Source organism: uncultured Bacteroides sp. (genome assembly GCF_910585845.1).
In the GTDB taxonomy this organism is placed as follows: Bacteria; Bacteroidota; Bacteroidia; order Bacteroidales; family Bacteroidaceae; genus Bacteroides.
Genome location: NZ_CAJUHF010000008.1, coordinates 37,396 through 59,851, shown reverse-complemented (window position 1 = coordinate 59,851; position 22,456 = coordinate 37,396). Strand labels below are relative to the sequence as shown.

15 protein-coding genes are annotated in these 22,456 nt (G+C 47.8%); all 15 read right to left on the bottom strand.

All coding sequences use genetic code 11. The annotated features are described in order from the left end of the window. Positions 1-24: 24 nt before the first annotated feature. Complete coding sequence (locus QZ323_RS14440; protein ID WP_363174836.1) at positions 25-540, bottom strand: S8 family serine peptidase; 516 nt, start codon at positions 538-540, stop codon at positions 25-27. Beyond that, positions 528-800 (bottom strand): hypothetical protein, encoded by a 273-nt coding sequence (locus QZ323_RS04015; RefSeq protein WP_294633005.1) that lies wholly within the window; start codon positions 798-800, stop codon positions 528-530. Before QZ323_RS04015 ends, QZ323_RS14440 begins: the two co-directional genes overlap by 13 nt. A gap of 396 nt (positions 801-1,196) precedes the next feature. Then, complete coding sequence (gene rpiB, locus QZ323_RS04010; protein ID WP_294633004.1) at positions 1,197-1,631, bottom strand: ribose 5-phosphate isomerase B; 435 nt, start codon at positions 1,629-1,631, stop codon at positions 1,197-1,199. A gap of 125 nt (positions 1,632-1,756) precedes the next feature. Then, positions 1,757-3,766, bottom strand: coding sequence for a transketolase (locus QZ323_RS04005; protein WP_294633003.1), 2,010 nt, complete (start codon positions 3,764-3,766; stop codon positions 1,757-1,759). 177 nt (positions 3,767-3,943) lie between these two features. After that, entirely contained in the window at positions 3,944-5,488 is a 1,545-nt protein-coding gene (locus QZ323_RS04000; protein ID WP_294632997.1) for an alpha-L-arabinofuranosidase C-terminal domain-containing protein, read from the bottom strand. A 304-nt stretch (positions 5,489-5,792) separates the two neighbouring features. Next, positions 5,793-7,391 carry an FGGY-family carbohydrate kinase gene (locus QZ323_RS03995; RefSeq protein ID WP_294632996.1) on the bottom strand — a complete coding sequence of 533 codons (1,599 nt, stop codon included), beginning with the start codon at positions 7,389-7,391 and terminating at the stop codon, positions 5,793-5,795. A 2-nt stretch (positions 7,392-7,393) separates the two neighbouring features. Then, the gene (gene araA, locus QZ323_RS03990) at positions 7,394-8,902 is read right to left on the bottom strand and encodes an L-arabinose isomerase (RefSeq protein WP_294632994.1); all 1,509 of its coding nucleotides are present in this window, start codon (positions 8,900-8,902) and stop codon (positions 7,394-7,396) included. A 37-nt stretch (positions 8,903-8,939) separates the two neighbouring features. Next, positions 8,940-9,629: an L-ribulose-5-phosphate 4-epimerase gene (locus QZ323_RS03985; protein ID WP_294633063.1), complete on the bottom strand. Its 690-nt coding sequence runs from the start codon at positions 9,627-9,629 to the stop codon at positions 8,940-8,942. Positions 9,630-9,640: 11 nt separating this feature from the next. Then, positions 9,641-10,318 (bottom strand): NUDIX domain-containing protein, encoded by a 678-nt coding sequence (locus tag QZ323_RS03980; RefSeq protein WP_294632993.1) that lies wholly within the window; start codon positions 10,316-10,318, stop codon positions 9,641-9,643. A gap of 77 nt (positions 10,319-10,395) precedes the next feature. Then, positions 10,396-12,090: a sodium:solute symporter gene (locus tag QZ323_RS03975; RefSeq protein ID WP_294632991.1), complete on the bottom strand. Its 1,695-nt coding sequence runs from the start codon at positions 12,088-12,090 to the stop codon at positions 10,396-10,398. 25 nt (positions 12,091-12,115) lie between these two features. After that, positions 12,116-13,255, bottom strand: a complete 1,140-nt coding sequence (locus QZ323_RS03970; RefSeq protein WP_294632989.1) for an aldose epimerase family protein — start codon at positions 13,253-13,255, stop codon at positions 12,116-12,118. 230 nt (positions 13,256-13,485) lie between these two features. Continuing rightward, positions 13,486-15,387, bottom strand: coding sequence for an arabinan endo-1,5-alpha-L-arabinosidase (locus QZ323_RS03965; RefSeq protein WP_294632987.1), 1,902 nt, complete (start codon positions 15,385-15,387; stop codon positions 13,486-13,488). Positions 15,388-15,465: 78 nt separating this feature from the next. Beyond that, positions 15,466-17,244 carry a bacterial Ig-like domain-containing protein gene (locus QZ323_RS03960; protein ID WP_294632986.1) on the bottom strand — a complete coding sequence of 593 codons (1,779 nt, stop codon included), beginning with the start codon at positions 17,242-17,244 and terminating at the stop codon, positions 15,466-15,468. A gap of 49 nt (positions 17,245-17,293) precedes the next feature. Further along, a complete protein-coding gene (locus QZ323_RS03955) occupies positions 17,294-19,042 on the bottom strand; it encodes a RagB/SusD family nutrient uptake outer membrane protein (RefSeq protein ID WP_294632985.1) in 1,749 nt (582 codons plus the stop codon). A gap of 24 nt (positions 19,043-19,066) precedes the next feature. Then, entirely contained in the window at positions 19,067-22,261 is a 3,195-nt protein-coding gene (locus QZ323_RS03950; protein WP_294632983.1) for a TonB-dependent receptor, read from the bottom strand. Positions 22,262-22,456: the final 195 nt, after the last annotated feature.

Genomic DNA, 22,456 nt, shown 5'->3' with positions numbered 1-22,456 from the left:
CAATAGCTTGTAGCCCTCAACTTGTCAGTATAGAGGTAATGACATGCGCGAAGTTTGAGGCACACTGTAACCGATTTCATGATTAGGTGTCGAATGATTAAGCCCAGATGTATTCAGGATGTTAATTAATTCTTTTCTGCTCATTCGTTTGTGTTCCAATAAGGTTGCACATAATCCTGCAATGGCGGGAGTCGAAAATGAAGTTCCTCTGCGAGGAAGTTGTACATAAGCACATACGTCGGGCTTTATGTAATCCATCCCCTCCCAACCTATGCCACTATAGATGGCACGTGTTGTCCCATCTTTTTCTACTGCTCCTACGGATATGACTTCTCGGACATCTGCAGGGAAATTTCCATAACGCCAGGACTTGTTTCCCTCATTACCCATGCTTTGTATATAGATTAAGTTTGGATTGGCTTGAAGAACACTGTCAACGAAACAGGATATGCGGGACGAATGTCCGTCAAGCATCTGAACTGAATATCCATCATAATCGTCAAAAATTGTGTAGCCGCAAGAAGATGTTATGATGTCCAAGAACGTTGGCGCAGTCCTCCAAATCCAGCATCTAATACACCAATCTTAATTCCACTTCCGTTCAGATTCAAGGAATCATAAGTCGAGTCAACCATCATAGCAGGCACAGCGGTATAAACTCGTTTTCCTATGGTAGTATAGTGTTCTGGTGGGTTCTTGAAATTATCACGGACGGTGAACCAGCCTATTATCCAAAAGATAATTAGGGCAGACAAAATGATACTGCAAATAATTTTGATAGTCCTTTTGATTGCTTTCATATGTATCATATTTTCATACAGTACGTTTTAGGATAAATTTATCTCATGATTACAAAGGACAAAATTACTGAAAATTTCCATGCTACTGATGAACTCAGCAAGAAACTTGAAGAGAATTATAGAACTGAACAATAAGCAATTTTGAATTTAGGAGATTGCAAGGATATTATAACGAGGTTACAAACTGATTCCATTTCGTCCTTTCTCAATCTTCCAATCATATCGCCCTTCTGCGCAACTTCATTTGTTGTGTATGGAGATTGTAAACCTCAACTTGAAAGATCTAAAGTTAAGGTTTACGGTGCTAAACCTCAGCTTGATAGAGAGGAATAATAAAACGGTTCGCATCGTGGGAAAAGGGTTTCCTGCGATGCGGACCGTTATTATCTTAATCATTTACTGGACCGGCATTTTCTCAATCCGTTTCTGGTGGCGTCCGCCTTCGAAGTCGGTATTGAAGAATTCCGTCATTATTTGGTCGGCTTCTTCCGTGCTGATGAAGCGTCCGGGCATTACAAGTACGTTGGCATCGTTGTGCTGACGGGCCAAATGGGCTATTTCTGTTTTCCAGCACAGTGCGGCGCGAATACCCTGATGCTTGTTCAGCGTCATGCTGATGCCTTCGCCGCTTCCGCAAATGGCAATTCCTGGGTAACATTCTCCGGCTTCAACAGCCAGCGCCAGCGGATGGGCAAAGTCGGCGTAGTCGCAACTCTCGGTAGAGTATGTTCCGAAGTCTTTATATTCCCAACCTTTAGCCTCCAGCCAATTACGAACGTATTCTTTCAGTTCATATCCTGCATGATCAGAGCAAATTCCAATTGTTTTCATTGTATGTTGTCGAATTATGAGTTTATAATGGGGTTATGGGTGTTGTTGCTAAAATATTTCGCCCCTACAAGCCTGTTATGACCTGTAGGGGCAAATGATTTTCGCCCGTTCTATCTACGGGAGTATTATAACATGGCTTTCACTTGCTTATAGACATTTTCAGCCGTGAAACCAAGTTTTTCATCCAGAACCTTATAAGGAGCGGAGAAACCGAATGATTCCAATCCCCAAACCTTTCCATTGCTACCTACAAGCCCTTGCAGGTTGACAGGCAGACCGGCTGTCAAACCGAATACTTTGGCACTGACCGGTATGATGCTTTCCTGATAACCCGGAGCTTGGCTGCGGAACAATCCTTCAGACGGAGCAGATACGACGCGTACCTTTATGCCGTCTTTACGCAACAATTCCGTTCCGGCTACCAATGTAGATACTTCTGAACCGGAAGCGACAAGCACTACATCCGGATTGGGATCTGAACCGGCTACGATGTAAGCACCTTGGGCTGCCTGATTGTAGTCGTTGCCTGCGGGCAGGTTGGCGATATTCTGACGAGAGAAGATCAAACCTGTCGGAGTTGTAGTATTTTCCATTGCCAGTCTCCATGCCACGGTTGTTTCTTCGGCATCTGCTGGGCGGAGCACCAACATAGAATTGTGACCTTTGTGGTTTTTCAGTTTCTCCATCAGACGGATCTGAGCTTCCTGTTCTACCGGTTCATGGGTAGGACCGTCTTCACCTACACGGAAGGCATCGTGTGTCCAAATGAACTTCACGGGCACTTCCATCAGCGCTGCCATACGTACGGCAGGTTTCATGTAGTCGGAGAACACGAAGAATGTTCCGCAAGCGGGAATAACACCACCGTGCAGTGCCATACCGATACAGCAGCAAGCCATTGTCAACTCGGCAACACCAGCCTGGAAGAATGCACCGCTGAAGTCACCTTTCGTGAATGCATGGGTCTTCTTCAGGAAACCGTCGGTCTTGTCAGAGTTTGAAAGGTCGGCAGAGGCTACGATCATATTCTCTACCTGAGTGGCAAGGGCACCGAGCACAGTAGCTGATGCGGCACGCGTGGCAGAACCTGCTTTCTGTTCGATAGCAGCCCAGTTCACTTCCGGAGCTTTGCCTGAGAAGAATTGCTCAAGCTTAGCTGCTTTTTCAGGGTTGGCTTTTTCCCATGCTGCTTTGATTGCATATTGTTTAGCCATGATTTCCTTCAGTTCGGCAGCGCGTTTGGCATACAGTTCTGCCACTTCGGGGAAGATAACAAACGGGTTGGTCGGATCGCCGCCCAAATTCTTGATCGTGTTGACGTATGCATCACCGCCCAGAGGAGCACCGTGCGTTGCGCAGTTTGCTTCGTAGCTGCTGCCATCGGCTTTGCGTGCGCCTTTACCCATGACAGTCTGTCCGATAATCAATGTCGGGCGTTCGTTCTCAGCCTTAGCCTCATTCAGGGCACCGCGGATAGCGTCAGGATCGTTACCGTTGATTTTGATGACTTTCCATCCCCATGATTCATATTTCTTTGCAGTATCTTCGATGGTTACATCTTTGGTCTCGGTAGACAGCTGAATATCGTTGGAGTCGTAGAACATGATAAGATTGTCCAGCCCCAATGCACCGGCAATACGGCCTGCGCCCTGAGAAATCTCTTCCTGTATACCACCGTCGGAGATATAGGCGTAAATGGTCTGCGGCATCACCTCTTCGAAACGGGCTTTCATGAATTTGGCAGCAATGGCAGCACCTACAGCGTAAGTGTGACCCTGTCCGAGCGGGCCGGAAGTGTTTTCAATGCCACGCATGATGTCGCGTTCGGGATGTCCCGGTGTGGGGCTTCCCCATTGGCGGAACTCTTTCAGTTCATCCAGCGTGAACTTTCCGGTCAGTGCCAATTGGGAATACAACATCGGCGACATGTGGCCTGGATCAAGGAAGAAACGGTCGCGACCTTCCCATGACGGATTTTCAGGGTCATAAACAAGGAATTCAGAGAAGAGCACGTTCACAAAATCAGCGCCACCCATAGCGCCACCGGGATGACCGGAATTGGCTTTCTCGACCATAGAAGCAGCAAGGATACGAATGTTGTCCGCTGCGCGGTTCATAAGTTTGTTGTCGTTCATATTGATATTAATTATACATTTGAATACTATAATAAAGCGGGTTGAAGTTTCACTTGTTAATTTTAACAGCGACAAAGATAACTCTTTATGCGAAATTCACAACACAGAAAGAGGCTCTTTTTTATCCTTCCCTCTTCCGACTCTTCGTTGGAAATACAATAAGTATTTCCTTCTGATTTACTGTAACTCAATCGTAATAATTGACTTTGCAGGTAGTTTGATCTTTAATTCTCCTTTGTTGATTTTTACCTCTTTGAACGGGGCTAATTTTACATTATCCGGTTTTTCAAAAGAATTGTAATCAGTCAGGTTGGGAGAGGTCAGAATCTCACCTACGGCTTTTTTTGCCTTTACATCCGGAAGGTTGATGGTAACTTCCTGGGAGTTGTCGGCATCAATGTTTGATATGGAAATGTGTATTTTACCGTCTTTGTCTTTGGAAGCAGTTGCACTGATCAGGGGCACCTTGCGGTTGTCGCGCACGTCTTTGATTTCACAGTTCAAGTCGAGTGGGAGATAGGTGGCATCCTGATGCACGTTGTACATCTTGAATACATAGTAAGTGGGTGTCAATACCATCTCTTTGTCTTTGGTCAAAATCATTGACTGCAATACATTTACTATCTGTGCGATGTTCGCCATTTTCAGGCGGTCAGTGTACTTGTGGAAGATATCAAAACTGAGAGAGGCTACGAAAGCATCGCGCAAAGTGTTTTGCTGGTAAAGGTGGCCTGGAATAGTACCGGGTTCTTCATCCCACCATGTACCCCATTCATCAAGCATAAGGGCTATATTCTTTTTAGGGTCGTATTCGTCCATGATGGCACAATGTTTTTTGAGCACGTCTTCTATCTCGCGGCATTTACCCATTGTCCAGTAGTAATCGTCTTTGCTGAACTGGGTGGCTGCACCTTTGCTTCCGCTCCATCCGGTCACGGTGTAGTAGTGGAGGGAGAGACCGTTCATGCGTCCGCCTACCTGGTTCATCAGGACTTTCGTCCAGTTATAATCATAATCGCTGGCACCACTGGCAATCTTAAATAAGTTATTGCCATCATAATTGCGGCAATAAGTGGAGTAACGGCGATATAAGTCTGCATAATATTCAGGACGCATGCTTCCGCCGCATCCCCAGCTTTCGTTGCCTACACCAAGATATTTAACCTTCCATGCTTTGTCACGCCCGTTCTGACGGCGGAGTCTTGCCATTGGGGAATCTCCTTCGGATGTCATGTATTCTACCCATTTAGCCAATTCCTCTACGGTGCCACTACCTACATTTCCACTGATATAGGGTTCGGTGCCCAACATCTCGCAGAGGTTGAGGAACTCATGTGTACCGAAGCTGTTGTCTTCGATCGTGCCTCCCCAATTGTTGTTCACCATTTTAGGGCGGTTTTCTTTCGGACCGATACCGTCCATCCAGTGATATTCGTCGGCAAAGCAACCGCCAGGCCAACGGAGGACAGGAACACGGAGTTCTTTCAATGCGTTGAATACGTCAGTGCGGTAACCCTTGATATTGGGAATGGCAGAATCTTCACCTACCCAAAGTCCGCCGTAAATGCAAGTACCGAGGTGTTCGGCAAACTGACCGTAGATTTCTTTAGGGATGATCTGTGTGCCTTGATCGGCATGAACTGTGATGGATGCACTCTTCTGTGCAGATAATGATACGGAAGCAGCTAAAAGGATACTGCTGAAAAATAATTTGTTTCTCATAAATGTAATTAGTTATATGATCTTTGTAATGTAAGGAATCTGTTGATTTTAGCAAACACACTCTATGAATGGCATACGCCTGTTGAGGCTTATAGAGAAGGGATTGCATCAAATAAGTTTCTGTCTGGGGGAAGACAATTGTGTTTACCCGGTTAGGGTAGGGCGCTTGAGAGGAAGACCGCTTTCACGCAGGACGGGATATCAAAATATACGCAACAATATACGTATGGTAAAAGCATCATTTGCATAATGAGAGTGTGCGCAATGCACGAAGCTGTGTCTTGCACACTCTCATCATGAATAATTACTTCTTGAATTTCACCGCTGCTTCTTCTACGGGCAGTGCTGCTTTATAGTTTTCGATGTATGCGTTAAAACCTTCTACCTCTTCTGCTGTAGGAGAGATTTCAATGCCTGCATCTCCACCGAACACTTGCTCATCGAGGAAAACATCAAGTGGTTGATTCTTCTTGTTGTTCACGAGATAAGAACCTAACAAGGCAATACCCCAAGCGCCGCCTTCACCAGCTGTTTCCATCACCGAGATTGGTGAGTTTAATGCAGCTGCAAGTACTCGCTGACCTACGTTTTTGGTCTTGAACAATCCTCCATGTCCTGTGATTCTGTCTACTTTGACTTTTTCTTCTTTGAAGAGAATGTCATTACCGATCTTGAGAACGCCGACAGAAGCATACAGATGTGTCCTCATCAGGTTGGCAAGGTTGAACTTGTCGTTTGCTGAACGTACAAACATGGGTCTTCCGTCTGCAAGTCCCATTACTGGTTCGCCTGAAATGTAGTTGTATGAAATGAGGCCTCCACAATCAGCATCGCCTGTAAGAGCGTGATTGTAGAGTTTTCCATATACTTCATTCATATCTACCGGAATGCCTAACAATTCTTGATACTCCTTAAACAGATTGACCCATGCATTGAGGTCGGATGTGCAATTATTGCAATGTACCATCGCTACGGGACTTCCGTCAGGAGTTGTGACCATGTCAATCACTTCATACGGTTGAGATAGATCCTTTTCCAATACAATCATAGAGAAGGATGAAGTACCTGCCGAAACATTTCCTGTACGTTGTTTGACTGCATTGGTTGCCACCATACCTGTGCCTGCATCTCCTTCGGGCGGGCAGACTGGTACTCCTGCTTTCAGATGGCCTGAAACATCAAGTTTCTGTGCACCTTCCGGGGTGAGGTAGCCGGCATTCTCACCCGCTGACAATACTTTGGGGAGGATATCCGACAGTTTCCAGTCAAATCCCTGTGGGGCAATCAGCTTGTCGAACTTATCTACCATTTCGGCAGAGTAGTTCTTGGTAATCGGGTCTATAGGTAGCATACCTGATGCATCGCCTATCCCCAACACCTTCTGACCTGTCATTTGCCAATGAATATATCCTGCCAGGGTAGTCAGATAATCAATCTCTTTGACGTGCTCTTCGTTATCTAAAATGGCCTGATACAGATGGGAGATGCTCCATCGTAAAGGAATGTTGTAAACGAACAGTTCCGATAGAGCGGCTGCCGCCTTGCCTGTATTGGTATTTCTCCAAGTGCGGAAAGGCACAAGAATTTCCTCTCTCTTATCGAACGCCATGTAGCCGTGCATCATGGCGCTGATACCGATGGCTGCCAACGTTTCTATCTCTATGCCATACAATGCCTTTACATTTGAGCGCAGATCAGCGTAGCAGTCCTGCAGTCCATGCCAGATGGCTTCAATGCTATACGTCCAAAGTCCGTCTACCAATTGGTTTTCCCAAGTGTGGCTTCCCTGAGCGATAGGTTTGTTCTCTTCGTCAATCAAAACAGCCTTTATTCGGGTAGAGCCGAATTCTATACCCAGAATAGCTTTGCCGTTTTCTATGGTTGATTTAGCATCCGGTTTCATAATCAGCAAAGTGCTTTGTTCAACATGTAATATACTTCATTCATGCGCAGTTCTTTCTTGAACTCGCTGATTGTTGTATTTTCATCAATGACAACCATTTCGATACCTGCCATTTCTGCATAGTCGGCCCAGTATTCTACTGTCAGGTCGTAAGAGAAGCTGGTGTGATGGGTACCACCTGCCAGGATCCATGCGGCGGCACCAATCTCGAGGTTAGGCTGCGGAATCCACAAAGCGCTGGCTACGGGAAGTTTCGGCAGCGGTTTGCTCTTGATGCATTCCACCTTGTTTACGATCAGACGGAAACGGTTGCCCAAATCAACAATAGTGGCTGCTACGCCTTCACCTTGCTTGCTGGTGAACACGAGGCGTGCCGTTTCGCTGTCGATACCGATGCTTAGGCGATGTACTTCCAGTTTCGGTTTGGCCTCAGCTATCAGCGGACATACTTCCAGCATGTGTGCTTGCAGGATGGCACTCTTTTCGCCATCGAAGTGCAGAGTATAGTCTTCGAGGAAAGAACATCCCTTAGGCATACCTTGACTCATGAACCAAGTGGTACGGTATAATGCAGCTGTCTTCCAGTCACCTTCTGCACCGAAGCCGTAGCCTTCTGCCATCAGACGTTGGGATGCCAATCCCGGAATCTGGTCGAAGTCACCCAGGTCATTGAAGTTGGTGGTGAATGCTTTGGCACCTGTATCCTTCAGGATGCGGCGAAGGGCGATTTCTGCTTTAGCAGAGTTCCATACTTTCTGATAAGCCATTGTGCGTCCGTCTTCCAGTTCGGGAGCGTGGTCGTACTCTTTGAAATAGGTTTCCACAAGAGCCTGTACATCGTTGTCTTCTACTGCATTATAGTACTTCATCAGGTCGTTAACCGGACAATAATCTACGTGATAGCCTAATACTTGCTCGGCGGATACTTTGTCGCCATCAGTTACGGCAACGTTGTTCATCTGGTCGCCAAAGCGGATAATCAACATATCCTGTGCGTCGGCCCAGCCTGCACATACACGCATCCATGCTGCTATCTGTCCTTGTGCTTTTTCGTCTTGCCAGTGGCCGACAACTACTTTGCGGTTCTTGCGCATGCGGGTTACGATATGACCGAATTCGCGGTCTCCGTGGGCGGATTGGTTCAAGTTCATGAAGTCCATATCCATGGTGTCCCAAGGAATTTCTTTATTGAATTGTGTATGGAAGTGCAACAATGGCTTCTTCAATTCCTGCAAGCCGTGAATCCACATTTTGGCAGGAGAGAAAGTGTGCATCCAAGTGATGACACCGATACATTTCTCATCATTGTTGGCTGCTTTGAAAGCGGCAGTCACTTCTTTTGAGGAGTTTACTGTACCTTTGTAGACAACTTTAACAGGCAGATTCCCACTGGCGTTCAGTCCGGCTACCATTTCGTTACTATGTGCGTCTACTGCGATAACTGCATCGCCTCCGTACAGGAGCTGTGCTCCGGTTACGAACCATACTTCATATTGATCAAATGCGCTCATGATTGATTGTTTTTATTGTAATTCTAAATAGTTGATTTTATTTCTTTTGTCCGTAATAGGCATTGGGACCATGTTTACGGTTGAAGTGCTTTTCTACCAGCAGTGGATTCATGGTCAAATTCGGGTTGACACTATAGGCTATGCTTGCCATTTTTGCTACTTGTTCCATCACTACGGCATTGTGCACTGCATCGTGTGCATCTTTTCCCCATGAGAAAGGACCGTGATTCTTCACCAATACCCCTGGTGTGTGTACAGGATTCAGTCCTTCGAAACGTTTGACGATGACGTTTCCGGTTTCCAGTTCGTAGGCTCCTTCCACTTCTTCTTTTGTCATATCTGCCGTGCAAGGTATGGCATCGTGGAAATAGTCGGCATGCGTGGTGCCGATGTTGGGTATATCGCATCCTGCCTGTGCCCAAGCAGTCGCATAGGTAGAGTGGGTATGTACCACACCGCCTATTTCAGGGAAAGCTTTGTAGAGTACGATGTGGGTAGGAGTGTCGGAAGAAGGATTCAGTCGTCCTTCTACTACTTTCCCGTTGAGGTCAACTACTACCATGTCTTCAGCTTTCATATCGTCATAGCTTACACCACTGGGTTTGATGACTACCAGCCCTGACTCACGGTCAATAGCTGATACATTTCCCCAAGTGAAGATAACCAGTCCATGCTTCACCAGTTCAAGGTTGGCATGGAATACTTTTTCTTTCAGTTCTTCCAGCATAATATTAATTATCATAGTTTAAATTTGGGTGCCTTGCGGTATGCCTTTTCATTGAATTTATATAAGGCTGCACCGCGTTTGGAACCGGTTTTATCAATCTTGTCTGTCTTTTCGATGTAATCCATTTCAGCTATTCGTTTACGGAAGTTACGTTTATCTATCTGTTCGCCATAAATAGCTTCGTAGAGACTTTGTAATTGGGATAGAGTGAATAATTGGGGTAACAGATTAAATCCAATAGGTTCTGTGGATGCTTTTTGCTGCATCAATTTCCTGGCCTGCTCCACCATTTGAGGATGGTCGAAAATCAGCGGGGGAAGCTCATTGATGTTCACCCAATATGCATTGTGCTGACGCACCAGTTCACGGTCGTATTCATTGATGTTGATCAGTGCATAGTAAGCGATGGAGATAACTCGTTCTCCCGGATCACGTTCGACTTCTCCGAACGTTCCCACTTGTTCCATGTATACATTTTCCAGCCCGGTGAGTTCTGTCAGTACGCGCTTGGCGGCATCATTTACACTTTCACTCTGTTGCACAAATCCACCCATCAAAGACCATTCACCCATTGCAGGCTGAAAGTTTCGTTTCAGCAATAACAGGTCCAATTCTCCTTCGTTGAAACCGAAAATAATGCAGTCTATACCAACATAGAAAGTTGGATTTGAGCTATAATATTTATTCATATTAATTTATGAGTTGCGAGCTACAAGTTGCAGCGGGTGTATTATAATGCTGTTACGGCTTGTAGCTCGCCTTTGTTTTACCAGAAATAGATATAGAAAGCGGCTGTAATACCTAAGATAATAATCGTGTGGATAATATCCCAATGATTCCAGCTGGCGCGTGTTTCTGCTCTTTGTTCTGGAGTAGAGGTTCCGAACACCAAGCCTTGTATCTTGTCGGTAGCAGGTGCTTCTGTTGCCAGGCTGACCAGAATGACTACAATGATGCAGAATAGGAACATCCATCCGCAGAAGAACAGCCAGTTCATATCGTAGAACAGGTATTTGAACATGCCGTCGGTTGCATCGCTTATGTTGCTATAATATACTTTGGCTCCCAGACGTGTCAGACCGATTACCATACCGGCAATCAATCCCCACATACCGCCTTGTGCAGAAGTGCGTTTCCAGCATATACCCAGCAGGAATGCAGCCGCAATACCTGGAGCTAAAACAGATTGAACGTCTTGTAAGTACGTATAAAGAACGTCACCTACGCTACGCATGATAGGAATCCACAATATACCCAGAATCACAATAACTACAGTTGCTGCCTGACCAATACCAACTAATTTCTTTTCCGGTGTATTGGGTTTGAAACGTTTGTAGAAGTCAATTGTGAACAACATTGCCGAAGAATTGAACAGAGAGGCCAATGAACTCATCAGGGCTGCCAAGATACCGCAAACAACCAGCCCTTTAACACCCGCGGGTAATAATTTGGCTACCAATGTGGGGAAAGCTGCATCGGCATTTGCATTACCATTAGCAAGCATCGGAAGGAAACCTTCACCGCCTGCACCGATATATTTCTGGTGGAGAGCAAAAGCAATCATGCCTGGAATCAGGAACAGGAATACCGGTAACAGTTTCAAGTAAGCACCGAAGATCGTACCACGGCGAGCTTCTTTCTGGTTCTTTCCAGAAAGCACACGTTGCACGATGAACTGGTCAGTACACCAGTACCAGAAACCGATAATAGCCGAGCCGATCAATGCTCCCAGCCAAGGGAAGTTGGGGTCGCTGTTGCTGCGAATCAATTCGGTCATTGTATTGCCTTGTTCGTTTACGGTCACTGCACCGCAAATCCTCATCATTTCATCCCAGCCCCCCAATTCTTTGAAACCAAGGACAAGAATGATTAGTGAACCCAAAAGCAGAATCGGAGTTTGCAGCACAGAAGTGTAAAGTACTGACTTCATACCTCCGAAAATGGTGTATAGGGCAGTGATTAGTACCAAACCGATAGCTGCGATCCAGAAGAAGTCAATTCCCCAAAGTTCCTTGATCCCGAACACTTGTTGGAAAACCAGACCTCCGGCATATACCGTAACCGCAACTTTGGTCAATACGTAGCTGATTAAAGAAATGACGGACAATATGGTACGTGACTGCGGATTGTAGCGACGTTCCAAAAATTCCGGCATCGTGTACACCATGCTTCTTGTATAGAAAGGCACAAATACCCATCCTAAAATAAGAATCATCCATCCTTGAATTTCCCAGTGTGCCATAGCCATACCGCTGGAGGCTCCTGCGCCTGCTAAACCGATCAAGTGTTCCGATCCGATGTTTGATGCGAAAATAGACGCACCGATAGCAATCCATGTAGCATCGCGTCCACCTAAAAAATAGTCTGCTGAATCGTTCTGTTTTTGCTTGACAACCCAAACAATAATACCTATCAGAGCCACAGCAAAGACTCCGATAACAATCCAATCTAATGCTTCCACAATTTTAATATTTAAAGGTTAACAATTATTGCTCTACTGAAAATTTGAAAAAACATTCGCTATTGTAGGTTTCTCCCGGTTCCAACACAACGCTGGGCCATTCAGGTTTGTTGGGGCTGTCGGGATAGTGTTGTGTTTCCAAGCATACGGAAGCACGTTGGTTATAAACGATGCCTTTTTTGCCAGTAACGGTTCCATCCAGGAAATTGCCGGTATAAACCTGTATGCCCGGTTCGTCAGTATATACTTCCAGTGTGATTCCACTAACTGGTGATGTCAGTCTTGCGGCTACTACTGAGAGGTCACCCTTAGTGTTCAACACCCAGTTGTGGTCATAACCGTTTCCATTCTTCAATTGGGCGAAATCGTATTTTGTAATATCCTGTCCCACGGCTTTAGGAGTAGTGAAATCCATAGGGGTGTCTTTCACTGGTACAATTTCCCCTGTGGTCATAAATGTGTTGTCTACCGGAGTATAATTGTCGGCGTTCACATATAAGATATGATCGGTTGCTGCTTGGGCAGGATTACCGGATAAGTTGAAGTAAGAGTGATTGGTCATGTTGATGATGGTCTTCTTATCCGTAGTGGCACTATACTTTATGTCTATGGCATTGTCTTCAGTCAGTTTGAACAGGACTTTAGCTGTCAGGTTACCGGGGAAGTTCTCGTCTCCGTCCGGAGAAATGCGGGTCAGTTCCAAAGTTGTATTGTCAATAGGGTTGGCATTGTAGACTTGGTATTGCCATCCTTTTGGACCACCGTGCAGGCAATGGCCGAAGTTGTTTTTCGGCAGCTGGATCGTATCTCCGTCCAATACGATTTTTCCTTGATTGATTCGGTTGGCATAGCGTCCGATAGAAGCACCGAAGTCACTGGGAATGTTGATGTAATCGGCGATACTGTCGAAGCCTAATACTACATCTTGCATAGTACCATTCTTGTCAGGTACCATAATAGATACGATGCGACCTCCAAAGTTGGTGATACACACTTCCATACCAGCTTTGTTTTTTAAGGTGTAAAGCTGCGTTTGGGCATCGTTTACTGTTGTTTGGAATTTTACCGGATCAAGGCCGGAGAGCGTAAGCGCTGTTTCTGGTTGGTGGTTACACGCAGTCAACATCATTGCGGCAACTCCTGCAAGTAAAACTTGTCTTTTCATGGTTTTGTATTTAATGTAAATGAGATAATTATCTTCTTTTGGGTGTAAAAGTAACACTTTTCTTTGTTGTATGGTACATTCTTTTGCATGTTATACAACATAAACGAAGAAAGAGGATGTATCAAAACTCCTTTTTTGAGAAGAATTCCCCCTACGACAAATAGTTGTGCAGGGGGAATTCTTTCAATTTGGGCATTATGAGACACCTCTTTCTTTCTGAAAAAGGGGGATTAACGTGATTTTTTACCCCAATACGTCTTGTTGTTGCCATATCCGGCATATACAATGGTGTGGGTTCTGGGATTTGCTTCCCAATCCACTTCTCTTTGGAGATAAACTTCCACTCCATTGCTGAAACTGATTCGTTCGTTATCGGCATCATACGTCCAATCGGTTCCTTTCCAACTTCCTTCTGTCACTTTGTGGTCAGCGGATAAGGTCATGCCGGTTGATTCTTTTTGTTTACCGTAAGCATAAGAGAGGTCGATGTGTTCCCAGTTTCCGACTAACTCTTCTTCGGTGATGGATACTTTGGGGACAGCACCGTAGCGTTCGGGCATTACCACCGGCCAGCCGTCCTTGGTCCAGCGGATAGAGCGCACATGTCCCATCATTACTGCGTTACTTGCATTGATCCCCGGTACATTCTCCGGCAACCTGCCTTGTGAAGCATAAAACCAGTTGCCCTTGCCGTCATCAAAGATGGCGCAGTGTGAAATACCTACCCACCCGTTGCTGTTACTGAATTTATAAGGATGGGTGACGACAGGAAGCATCTCACCACCTGTGTTGGTGAGGTCTGTACCGTCAATGCCAAAGTAAGGACCGTTGATGTTTTGTGAGCGGCAAACGCGGGTGTTATAGGGGACAGACAAAGCATCATAAGCAACAAACAGGTAATAATATCCCGTTTGGGGATTATAGATGATTTCCGGTCCTTCCGAAGCCTGCCAACGGTTGCCCATTTGACGGGTTACCAAGAGCTTGCCGTAAGCTGAAATTTCTTTGCTTGTTCCCCACGGATTGGGAAGGTCAGTAGGCTTTCCGCTGTTTGCTTCCAGTTCTACAGCTGCAATGCCGCTATGCCAAGAACCGTAAATCAAGAAGTGCTTGCCATCTCCATCTATGATATAAGAGGGGTCGATGGCATTCCATTTAAAGTAACAGTTGCCCCAGTCATCAGGTTTTACCATATAGTCCAGCCCTTTATCCGAAGCATTGGTGATGACGTAGCCTTTGTCTTCCCAACCGTCATTGTTGGCAGGATTGTCGTTTTCCATCAATCCGATGAATGCACGTTCGCTCCAACTATTATCTCCGTTGATATGCCCGGGTACTACGATGGAGTAGTACATGCGGTATAATCCATCTTTTACTTTGCGTACACAAGGTGCCCAATAGCCGAAGTCGCTTTCAGCCGGCGAAGCCTCACCTAATCCCATCGCGGAGCGGATCTCATTCAGTTTGGGGATTACCCATCCGGGTAATGATTTCATGGTTCCTCCCAAATATTCCCAGTTCACAAGATCCTTGGAGCGGCGGGCGTGGAAATGTCCTCCGGCAACGTGCGCATTTCCATAGGAAGCATCAGTCTGGTACATGTAGTAATAACCGTCATCGGCCAGTACGACACTTGGGTCGTGTACATTGGCCAAGTTCCATTGTCCACGGTTGTTCCAGTCAGCGATGGCGGTATAGTCATCGGCGTAAGTAGGGGCTACATAGTTCTTGAGTTGCTCGTCAATGCTTGAAGCGGCTGTGGTTACCGTGAGCGTTGCGGAGTAAGTGTAACGGCTGTTACCGTAAGTGTATGCGCGCACATAGTAGATTGTGCTGCTTGCTAAGCCGGAGATGGTTGCATTGAAGTTTTCGTCGGCTTCCACTGCATTCTCTTTGACGGTGGGGACTGGGTTGTTTATACTATAGCAAAATCCTCGTCTGACTACATTATTCAGATTGCCGCTGACTAATGATTGAACAGTCAGCGAAATACTTGTTATTGCTGTTGTTTCGGGAGTGGTTATGGTTACGCCGCTGTCTCCATTGTATTCGATATTGTCCAATCCGTCGGAGCAGTTCGTGAAAGTGAAGACCGTCAGCAGGGATAATACGATAAATGATAATTTCTTCATTTGTTGATAAGTTTTATAACCATACCGACCTTTGGTAAAAAAGGTACGGTATGGATGATGAAAATTAATCGTTATTTTCTATTCATTAAACACGAGATGGCAGCTGTCAACGGTCAATGCGAAGTTCAGGTCGCTGGGTTCTACCGTATTGATGCCTAAATAATATTGGGTCGAGGTGCTGCTTGTAGTGCCTTCCATTACGGCTTGGATGTCGGCAGTGCCATTTCCGCAGTTGGTTACGTAGACTGTGACTTTGGCTCCGTTCATGCCGGCAAGCCAAGTACCCCAATCGCCTTGTGTGCCGTTGTGGATACAAGCGTTGTATCCATTACCCCAACCGTAGTTGTCGGCGCGAACTACTGCGTATTCGGTCATATCCGCTTTGCGGAGAATCACGATGAAGTTGTTCCAGTTGCCAGCCAAGTTGCTATAGTTGGTGAAAATAATCTGTTTGGTCTCGCCGGTCGGTACGTTGAAGTCATCCGAGAAGGCACCCCAGAATCCTGTAGAGTTGTCTTCGGCTCCTACCAGGTTGGTGCTGTTGTTTACGGCGGAAGTTGTAGATTCGGCTACGGTCACCTCTACTGTTGCGCTGATGCCATTTTCATTGGCGGGAGTGATGGTGACGGTGTGAGAGCCTGCTTTGGCAGGGATAACCGAGAAGTTGAGTCTTGCATGGTCTACTTCCCTTGTTTGTCCACTGCTGTAAGTAGCTGTAACCACCATGCCGGTCGGATCGAAAGAGAGTGTCCGGTCTGTCAGGCCTTGGGTCGCTTCTGAGGTGTAATAATAGTATTGCGCGCGCGAAGGCAGGGCAGTCACTTCGATAGATACAATCTGTTCTACCATTTCAAAAGTGGCGTTGGCTACAATCGGCTGTTCGCAATTCTCACCTTTGAAGGTCTTGTTGTAGATGGCTATAAGAGTCTTCATGCCTGGCTCATCCATATCGGGGATGGCAGAGAGGTGGAGGTCGGAAACCGGTACAGTTTTGGTCACTCCCTCTTCGAAGGTGACGATGGCTGATATATTGGCCATGGCCTCTTCGAGCGTGCTGCCTACCACGACTTGGTCAGGTACATTTTGTAGTTCCATGGATACCGGATTTTTGTCCAAGGCGGAAGTAAGTCCACCAATAGGTTCGATGTTGGTTTGCTGGAAGTCGATGAAGGAACCGTCGGGAACCAAGAAACAACGGATATTGGTGTTGCTTGCATCAGCGTTCAGGTTTTCTTCCTTGTAGGGTTGTGCGTATGTCTTGGTCACTGCGCTATTGGTTATCTTTATGGTGAACGCATTCTCGTTGGTGCGGTCAACGGTGAGCGTCACCTTTCCTGCGAGTGCTTGCACGTTGGCATCCAAGTCATCATCGCCGGAAGAAAACATCAATGTTCCGGAAACGTACTGCCTGTTGATGTGGTCGCCCCATTCGGAGTTCTTGTTCGGGTCGTTGTCGAAGCGGATGGCTCCATATTCGGTATAACCTTCGCCACCGCGGTCCACGTCATTGGTGAGGATAAGGGCAAAGTTCTTGTAATAGGTATTGTCTGTTGGATTGATGTGGAGGTTGAACACCGCATTCCACTTCTCGCCGTCGGGTATTACATAATACTTGGAAAAGGCGCTCCAAAAGCCGGAGGTGAAATCGGTATTCCCGAAAGAATACACATCTTCCATCATACCTTCCAACTCTTCGTCTTCCGGTTCTTTCTTCGAATCTTCAATTTCCTGTATCTTGTCGGAAATCCAGTCGGGGGCGTTTACTTCGTAAATACTGCCATCCGTGCAACTCGTCAGTGCCAGCAGCCCAAGGGTGGCGTAGCAACAAGCGTGTGCTATTTTATTTAGTAATCTCATTGTCTTTATTTTAAGGATGTTATTGTTCTTAAAGATATTATTGGTTCCATTAGTTTAAGTCGACGACCGGACGCACTGTCCAACCTTTTTCACGGAAGTAGGTAGAGTTGTCCGTACTGGAGTTGGCCGAATTACCTTTCAGGTTGGGATTGTTGTTCATCAGCTGTTGCACGATGGGCAGGAACTCATGTCCCGGCAGGTAGGTGTCGAATGAACTCTTCAGTTGGGGATCGCTTGCGATATTGCTGTAGCTCACGGGTTCTTTTGTGCCTTCCGTGGATCGGCGTACTACGGCATGTTCCTTGAGTTGTTGCAATCGGCCGTTGTCGTAGAAGAATCCCCAGCGGATGAGATCGAAGCCGCGTCCGAACTCGCATCCGAATTCCTTGGGACGTTCTACGTTGGCTATCTGTTCGAAGAGTTTGTCGGCGGTGTTGAAGTCGGACAGCTGCAGGTCGGCCAGACGGGCGCGGTTGCGTACTTCATTGATCCAGTCAATGGCCTGTTGGGTGGGACCGTTCACTTCGTTTTCGCACTCGGCGGCGCGCAGCAGCACATCAGAATAGCGCATCAGGCGCAGGTTGATGCCATCGTGCAGGCCGGTAACGACCGTGCTGTATAGACCGGTGCGGAGGTTGGTGAACTTGGCTATCGGCAGGCCACCGTAGATGTTGTTGGTCACGATGTTGTCGGTAGCTGTAAGCGTATGCGTATAGGCCACGTTACCGTATTCAAAGTTTGCCCAGTCGCTTTCGTAGGTCCCGATGGTCCAGTAGAGACGCGGGTCGAGCGTGCCGTTTACGGTGCGTTCGGCTTTGAACAGGTGGTAGAGCCAGGGTGAAGCCGAGATGTCCGCCCAACCGCCATAGTTGCCGGGGGCAAAGTTGCTCTCAATGGCGGAGCCTTGTGTAGCGTTGGGGCTTGTGTTCACCGGAGTCCACTCATCGTCGGTGCCTTGCGAGCCGTAGTCGAGGAACTGTACTTCGAAGAGGCTCTCCTCGTTGTTTTCATAGGCCAGGCCTTCGCGGAAGTTGTCGCCATAGTTATCCATCAGTCGGTATGAGCCGTATTTCTTGCCGATGATGTCTTTCAGTACGGTGAGGGCTTCGCTGTATTTGTGGCGTACCATGAGGGTACGGGCATAGTAGCCGGCAGCGGCACCGCAGGTGGCACGTCCGCCACTCCATTCACTGCCTTTGTCGCGTGAAGGTAGCAGTTCCATCGCTTCGCGGAAATCTTTTTCTACTTGGTCGAGCACTTCATCGTAGTTGCTGTTGGTACCATACAGCCCTTCCAGCGAAGAGTAGGTGGAGTAGTCTGTGATAAGAGGGGGATTCTGGTAATAACCTACCAGGTTATAGTAGGACAAGCCTCGCAGGAAGAGCATCTGTCCTTTGATGTATTTCATCTTGTCGGACAGTTGGCTGTTGTCTTCGTCGCAGCGTGAGATGGCGAAGTTGCACACGTTGATGGTGTAGTACCATTCACGCCAGGGCCACCACGTGATGTCCGAAGTGACTTCGGCATTCAGGTCATCGAAGGGTAGATACCACACTTGTGACGAGTTCCAGGCTTCATCGCCTCGACAGACGTCGATGGTGTAGCCTACGCGGGCATACGAGCCTTCCATTCGGATATGGTTGTAACCGGCAATCACGCATTCTTCCAGGTCGTCGGCATTGAAACCGAATGTGCTTGAGGTTTGCTGGTTGGGATTCAATAGGTCCAGCCGGTCACTGCAAGAAGTCAGCATGCTGACTCCTAAGATGAGAGCAAGTGAATATTTATTTAGTTTCATAAGATATATTTTTGTATTTAGGATTTAGAATGTAAAGTGAACGCCACACATGAACGTGCGTGCCGTGGGATAGGAACAGAAGTTGTACCCCGGAGTGAATGTTCCTCCTGCATAGTCTACGTTGTAACCGTGATAGCCCGTGAAGGTGTGGATGTTCTGTGCCGACACATAGAGGCGTACGTTAGATACATAGTTGCCGAACCATTTGTCGGGGAAGTTGTAGCCCAGTTCGATGTTGGCAATCTTCCAGTAGGCGGCGTTCTGAATCTTGCGTGAGCTGAAGAGGTCGTTCCATCCCAGGCTGGCGTTGTTGCTGGTGTAGGTACGCGGCACGTTGGAGAGGTAGGTGCTGCCGTCTTCGCTGAAACGGTTTGCATCGAGCATGTCCACTTCTTTGTTACCCCAGCCGTAGCAGGAGTTCAGCGAGTTGTAGATGTCATCACTGACGTGGTAATTCAGTGCACCGAAGGTAGCGATACTCAGGTCGAAGTTCTTGTATTCGAACCTGGCGTTCAGACCGAAGTTCATCTTGGGCATACCGCTGCCCAGAACCACTTGGTCTTCGGAGTCTACCTTGCCATCGTTGTTCACGTCCTTGTAGAGGCAGTCGCCCACTTGGGCACCTTCCTGGGTGGCGTGGTTGTCGAGGTCGGCTTGCGTGCGGGCTATGCCTTCATAAGCCCAACCGTAGAACTGGCCGATTTCGGAACCTACCTTGGTGATGTAGGCGCCTGTGATGTAAGAGTCGGTGCCAAATCCCAGTGAGGTGACGCGGTTGCGTAGGGTGCTGAGGTTGGCGGATACTTCGTATTTGAAGTCGTGGTCGCGGTTACGGTAGGTGGCAGAGAATTCGAAGCCGGAGTTGTTCATCGAGGCGGCATTCATGGTTACGGTGGTGTTGGACACGCCGGCCTGTTCCGGTACGGGAACGGCATACAGGAGGTCTTCGCTGGTGTTCTTGTTCCATTCGGCGGTAAATTCCAAACGGTTGCGGAACAAAGCGAGGTCGATACCCACGTTGTAGGTCTTTTTCTTCTCCCAGGAGAGATTGTTGTCGACGAAGGTAGAGACGGCGGAACCGGTTATGACGTTGCCATTAAAGTTGTAGGTCATGTTGTTGCGCGACATAACGGCTTGGTACATGTATTCGCCGATGTTTTCATTTCCCAGTTCGCCGTAGCTGGCACGCACTTTAAACATATTTACCACGTTGGTACTGAAGGGGAAGAATCTCTCCTTGTCGAAACGCCAGCCCAGTGAGACGGAGGGGAATGTTCCCCAACGGATGCTCCGGGTCAGACGGGAGCTACCATCGCGGCGCACGGTGGCCGAGAAGAGGTAACGGTCGTCATAATTGTAATTGACGCGTCCGATGTAGGAGAGGATGGAGTGTTTGTATTCGTAGCTGCTGGAGTAGGTGCTGGCCGCATTCTGAAGTTGCAGGAAATAGGGTTCGGTGAAGTTGACGCCCCATCCGGTTAGTTCGTCGGTGTCTTCTTCCTCGTAGGTTTGTCCTGCCACTACGTTGATGTGGTGTTTGCCTATGGTGCCATCGTAGGTGAGTACGTTTTCGATGAGGGCATCCGAGTAGTTGCGCGAGGCTTTGGTCAGTCGTTCGTTGCTCTTGGCCAGATAGACGCGGTTGCTCTGCACCCAGGCGGGAATCCAGGTGAAGTCCTTACAGAAGGTCTTGCTGTAGGAGAGGTTTATCTTATAGTTGAACTTGTGGTTCTTGCTGTCAATGCCCAGCATGTTGAGGATGTCCACGTCGGCTGAACCGGTTCCCACAACGCGGTCTACGCGGGTGTTGCGTTTCATCAGGTTGTTCACCAGCAAGGGGTTGGAAGCTGAGATATCACCATGCACAGTGTCGTAATATACGCCATAACCGTAAGCGTCGTAGTGGTAGTTGTTGGCGATGCCCACGAGGTTGTCGAGCACCCAGGTGGAGGAGTCGTAGGCCTTGATGGTGGGTTGCATCAGCAGGGTGCCGCGCAGCACGTTTGTCACGTCGCCATAAAGTCCTTGGACGTATTCGGAGGCGTTGGACAAGCCCATGTTGTCTTGGTCGGAGTGGGAGTAGACCAGGCTGGTGTGGAACTTGACGAACTTGGTGTCCATCGTGTTGTTCACGCGGGCGGTATATCGTTCGTAGTTGGGGCCGGCACCTTCGAGTGTTCCCTTCTGGTTGAAATAGTCCAGGGAGATGTTATAGGTATTGTGGGCGCCGCCGCTGGAGAGGTTGACATTGTGATTCTGCCGGATGCCTGTCTTGAAGACTTCCTTGAACCAGTCGGTGTTGGTATTGTCCTGGAAATGATATTTTCCGGTGGCGCTGTCGAGCTGGTAGCCTGAGGGCAAGGGGGTGTTGGAGTTGGCGCAGGCTTGGGCGAGGTATTGGCTATATTGGTCGGCGTTCATCACGTCGTAGACGTTTCCGGGGATGAAGTCCGTGCCGAAGTATCCGTTGTAGTCCACCTTGAGAGGTTGGTCTTTCTGTCCGCGTTTGGTGGTGATGATAATCACGCCGTTGGCGGCACGCGAACCATAGATGGCGGCTGCGGAGGCGTCTTTCAGCACCTGTATGGTTTCGATGTCGTTCGAGGAGAAGTCGCGTATGGTGGTTCCCATGGGCACGCCGTCAATCACGTAGAGCGGAGCAGTGCTTCCGAAGGAGCCTACACCGCGTATGCGTACGGTAGGGTCGGCTCCGGGTTGTCCGTCGGAGGTGATTTGCACGCCGGAGACTTTGCCTTCGAGCATGGTGGAGATGTTGGAGTTTGAGGTTTGCTTCAGGGCTTTCGCGTCGACCACGGCGACGGAGCCTGTCAGGTCTGATTTCTTCTGTGTGCCGTAGCCTACGACTACGACTTGTTCAAGCATCTGTTCGTCAGATTGCAGTTGGATAGGTTCAAGGATGGCACGGTTGCGCACGGCTACTTCGCGTTCTTTGTATCCGATGTAGCTTATCACCAGGATGGCATTGCCGGGAACATCCAACTGGAAGTTACCGTTCAGGTCGGTGATGGTTCCGCCTTGTCCGCCTTTGATGGTGATATTGGCTCCGATTAGGGGTTCGCCTGTTTCGTCGATGACTTGTCCGCGTACTTTGATGGTGGGGGCCTGGGTCACGATGGCCATGGCCGGTGTGGGATACACCGTCATGCTGCCGATGGCAGACAGGCCGAGCAGTGCGGAGAATAATAAATGTTTCCTCATTTCTGTAAGTATTAAGGTTGTTTTTAATTAAATGATTGTTCTCGATGGTGGGGTGCCGGATGGGCGGCTTGGACGACCGGATGGCGGTCGGGGTGTAAGTTTGGGGTTATTCTTCATCATAGTAGGATTTAAAAATTAAACATTTTGTACGGGACTTCCGCGAGGGGCGGAGATCCGGCGACAGGGCAAAAGTAC

Bases quoted from the DNA above. Each gene is read 5' to 3' on its own strand.
- araA (WP_294632994.1), bottom strand. From the start codon at position 8,902: ATGAGCGCATTTGATCAATATGAAGTATGGTTCGTAACCGGAGCACAG.
- QZ323_RS03970 (WP_294632989.1), bottom strand. From the start codon at position 13,255: ATGAAAAGACAAGTTTTACTTGCAGGAGTTGCCGCAATGATGTTGACT.
- QZ323_RS03955 (WP_294632985.1), bottom strand. From the start codon at position 19,042: ATGAAACTAAATAAATATTCACTTGCTCTCATCTTAGGAGTCAGCATG.
- QZ323_RS04015 (WP_294633005.1), bottom strand. From the start codon at position 800: ATGAAAGCAATCAAAAGGACTATCAAAATTATTTGCAGTATCATTTTG.
- QZ323_RS03950 (WP_294632983.1), bottom strand. From the start codon at position 22,261: ATGAGGAAACATTTATTATTCTCCGCACTGCTCGGCCTGTCTGCCATC.
- QZ323_RS03995 (WP_294632996.1), bottom strand. From the start codon at position 7,391: ATGAAACCGGATGCTAAATCAACCATAGAAAACGGCAAAGCTATTCTG.
- QZ323_RS03960 (WP_294632986.1), bottom strand. From the start codon at position 17,244: ATGAGATTACTAAATAAAATAGCACACGCTTGTTGCTACGCCACCCTT.
- QZ323_RS03965 (WP_294632987.1), bottom strand. From the start codon at position 15,387: ATGAAGAAATTATCATTTATCGTATTATCCCTGCTGACGGTCTTCACT.
- QZ323_RS03980 (WP_294632993.1), bottom strand. From the start codon at position 10,318: ATGAATAAATATTATAGCTCAAATCCAACTTTCTATGTTGGTATAGAC.
- QZ323_RS03985 (WP_294633063.1), bottom strand. From the start codon at position 9,629: ATGCTGGAAGAACTGAAAGAAAAAGTATTCCATGCCAACCTTGAACTG.
- QZ323_RS04005 (WP_294633003.1), bottom strand. From the start codon at position 3,766: ATGAACGACAACAAACTTATGAACCGCGCAGCGGACAACATTCGTATC.
- QZ323_RS04000 (WP_294632997.1), bottom strand. From the start codon at position 5,488: ATGAGAAACAAATTATTTTTCAGCAGTATCCTTTTAGCTGCTTCCGTA.
- rpiB (WP_294633004.1), bottom strand. From the start codon at position 1,631: ATGAAAACAATTGGAATTTGCTCTGATCATGCAGGATATGAACTGAAA.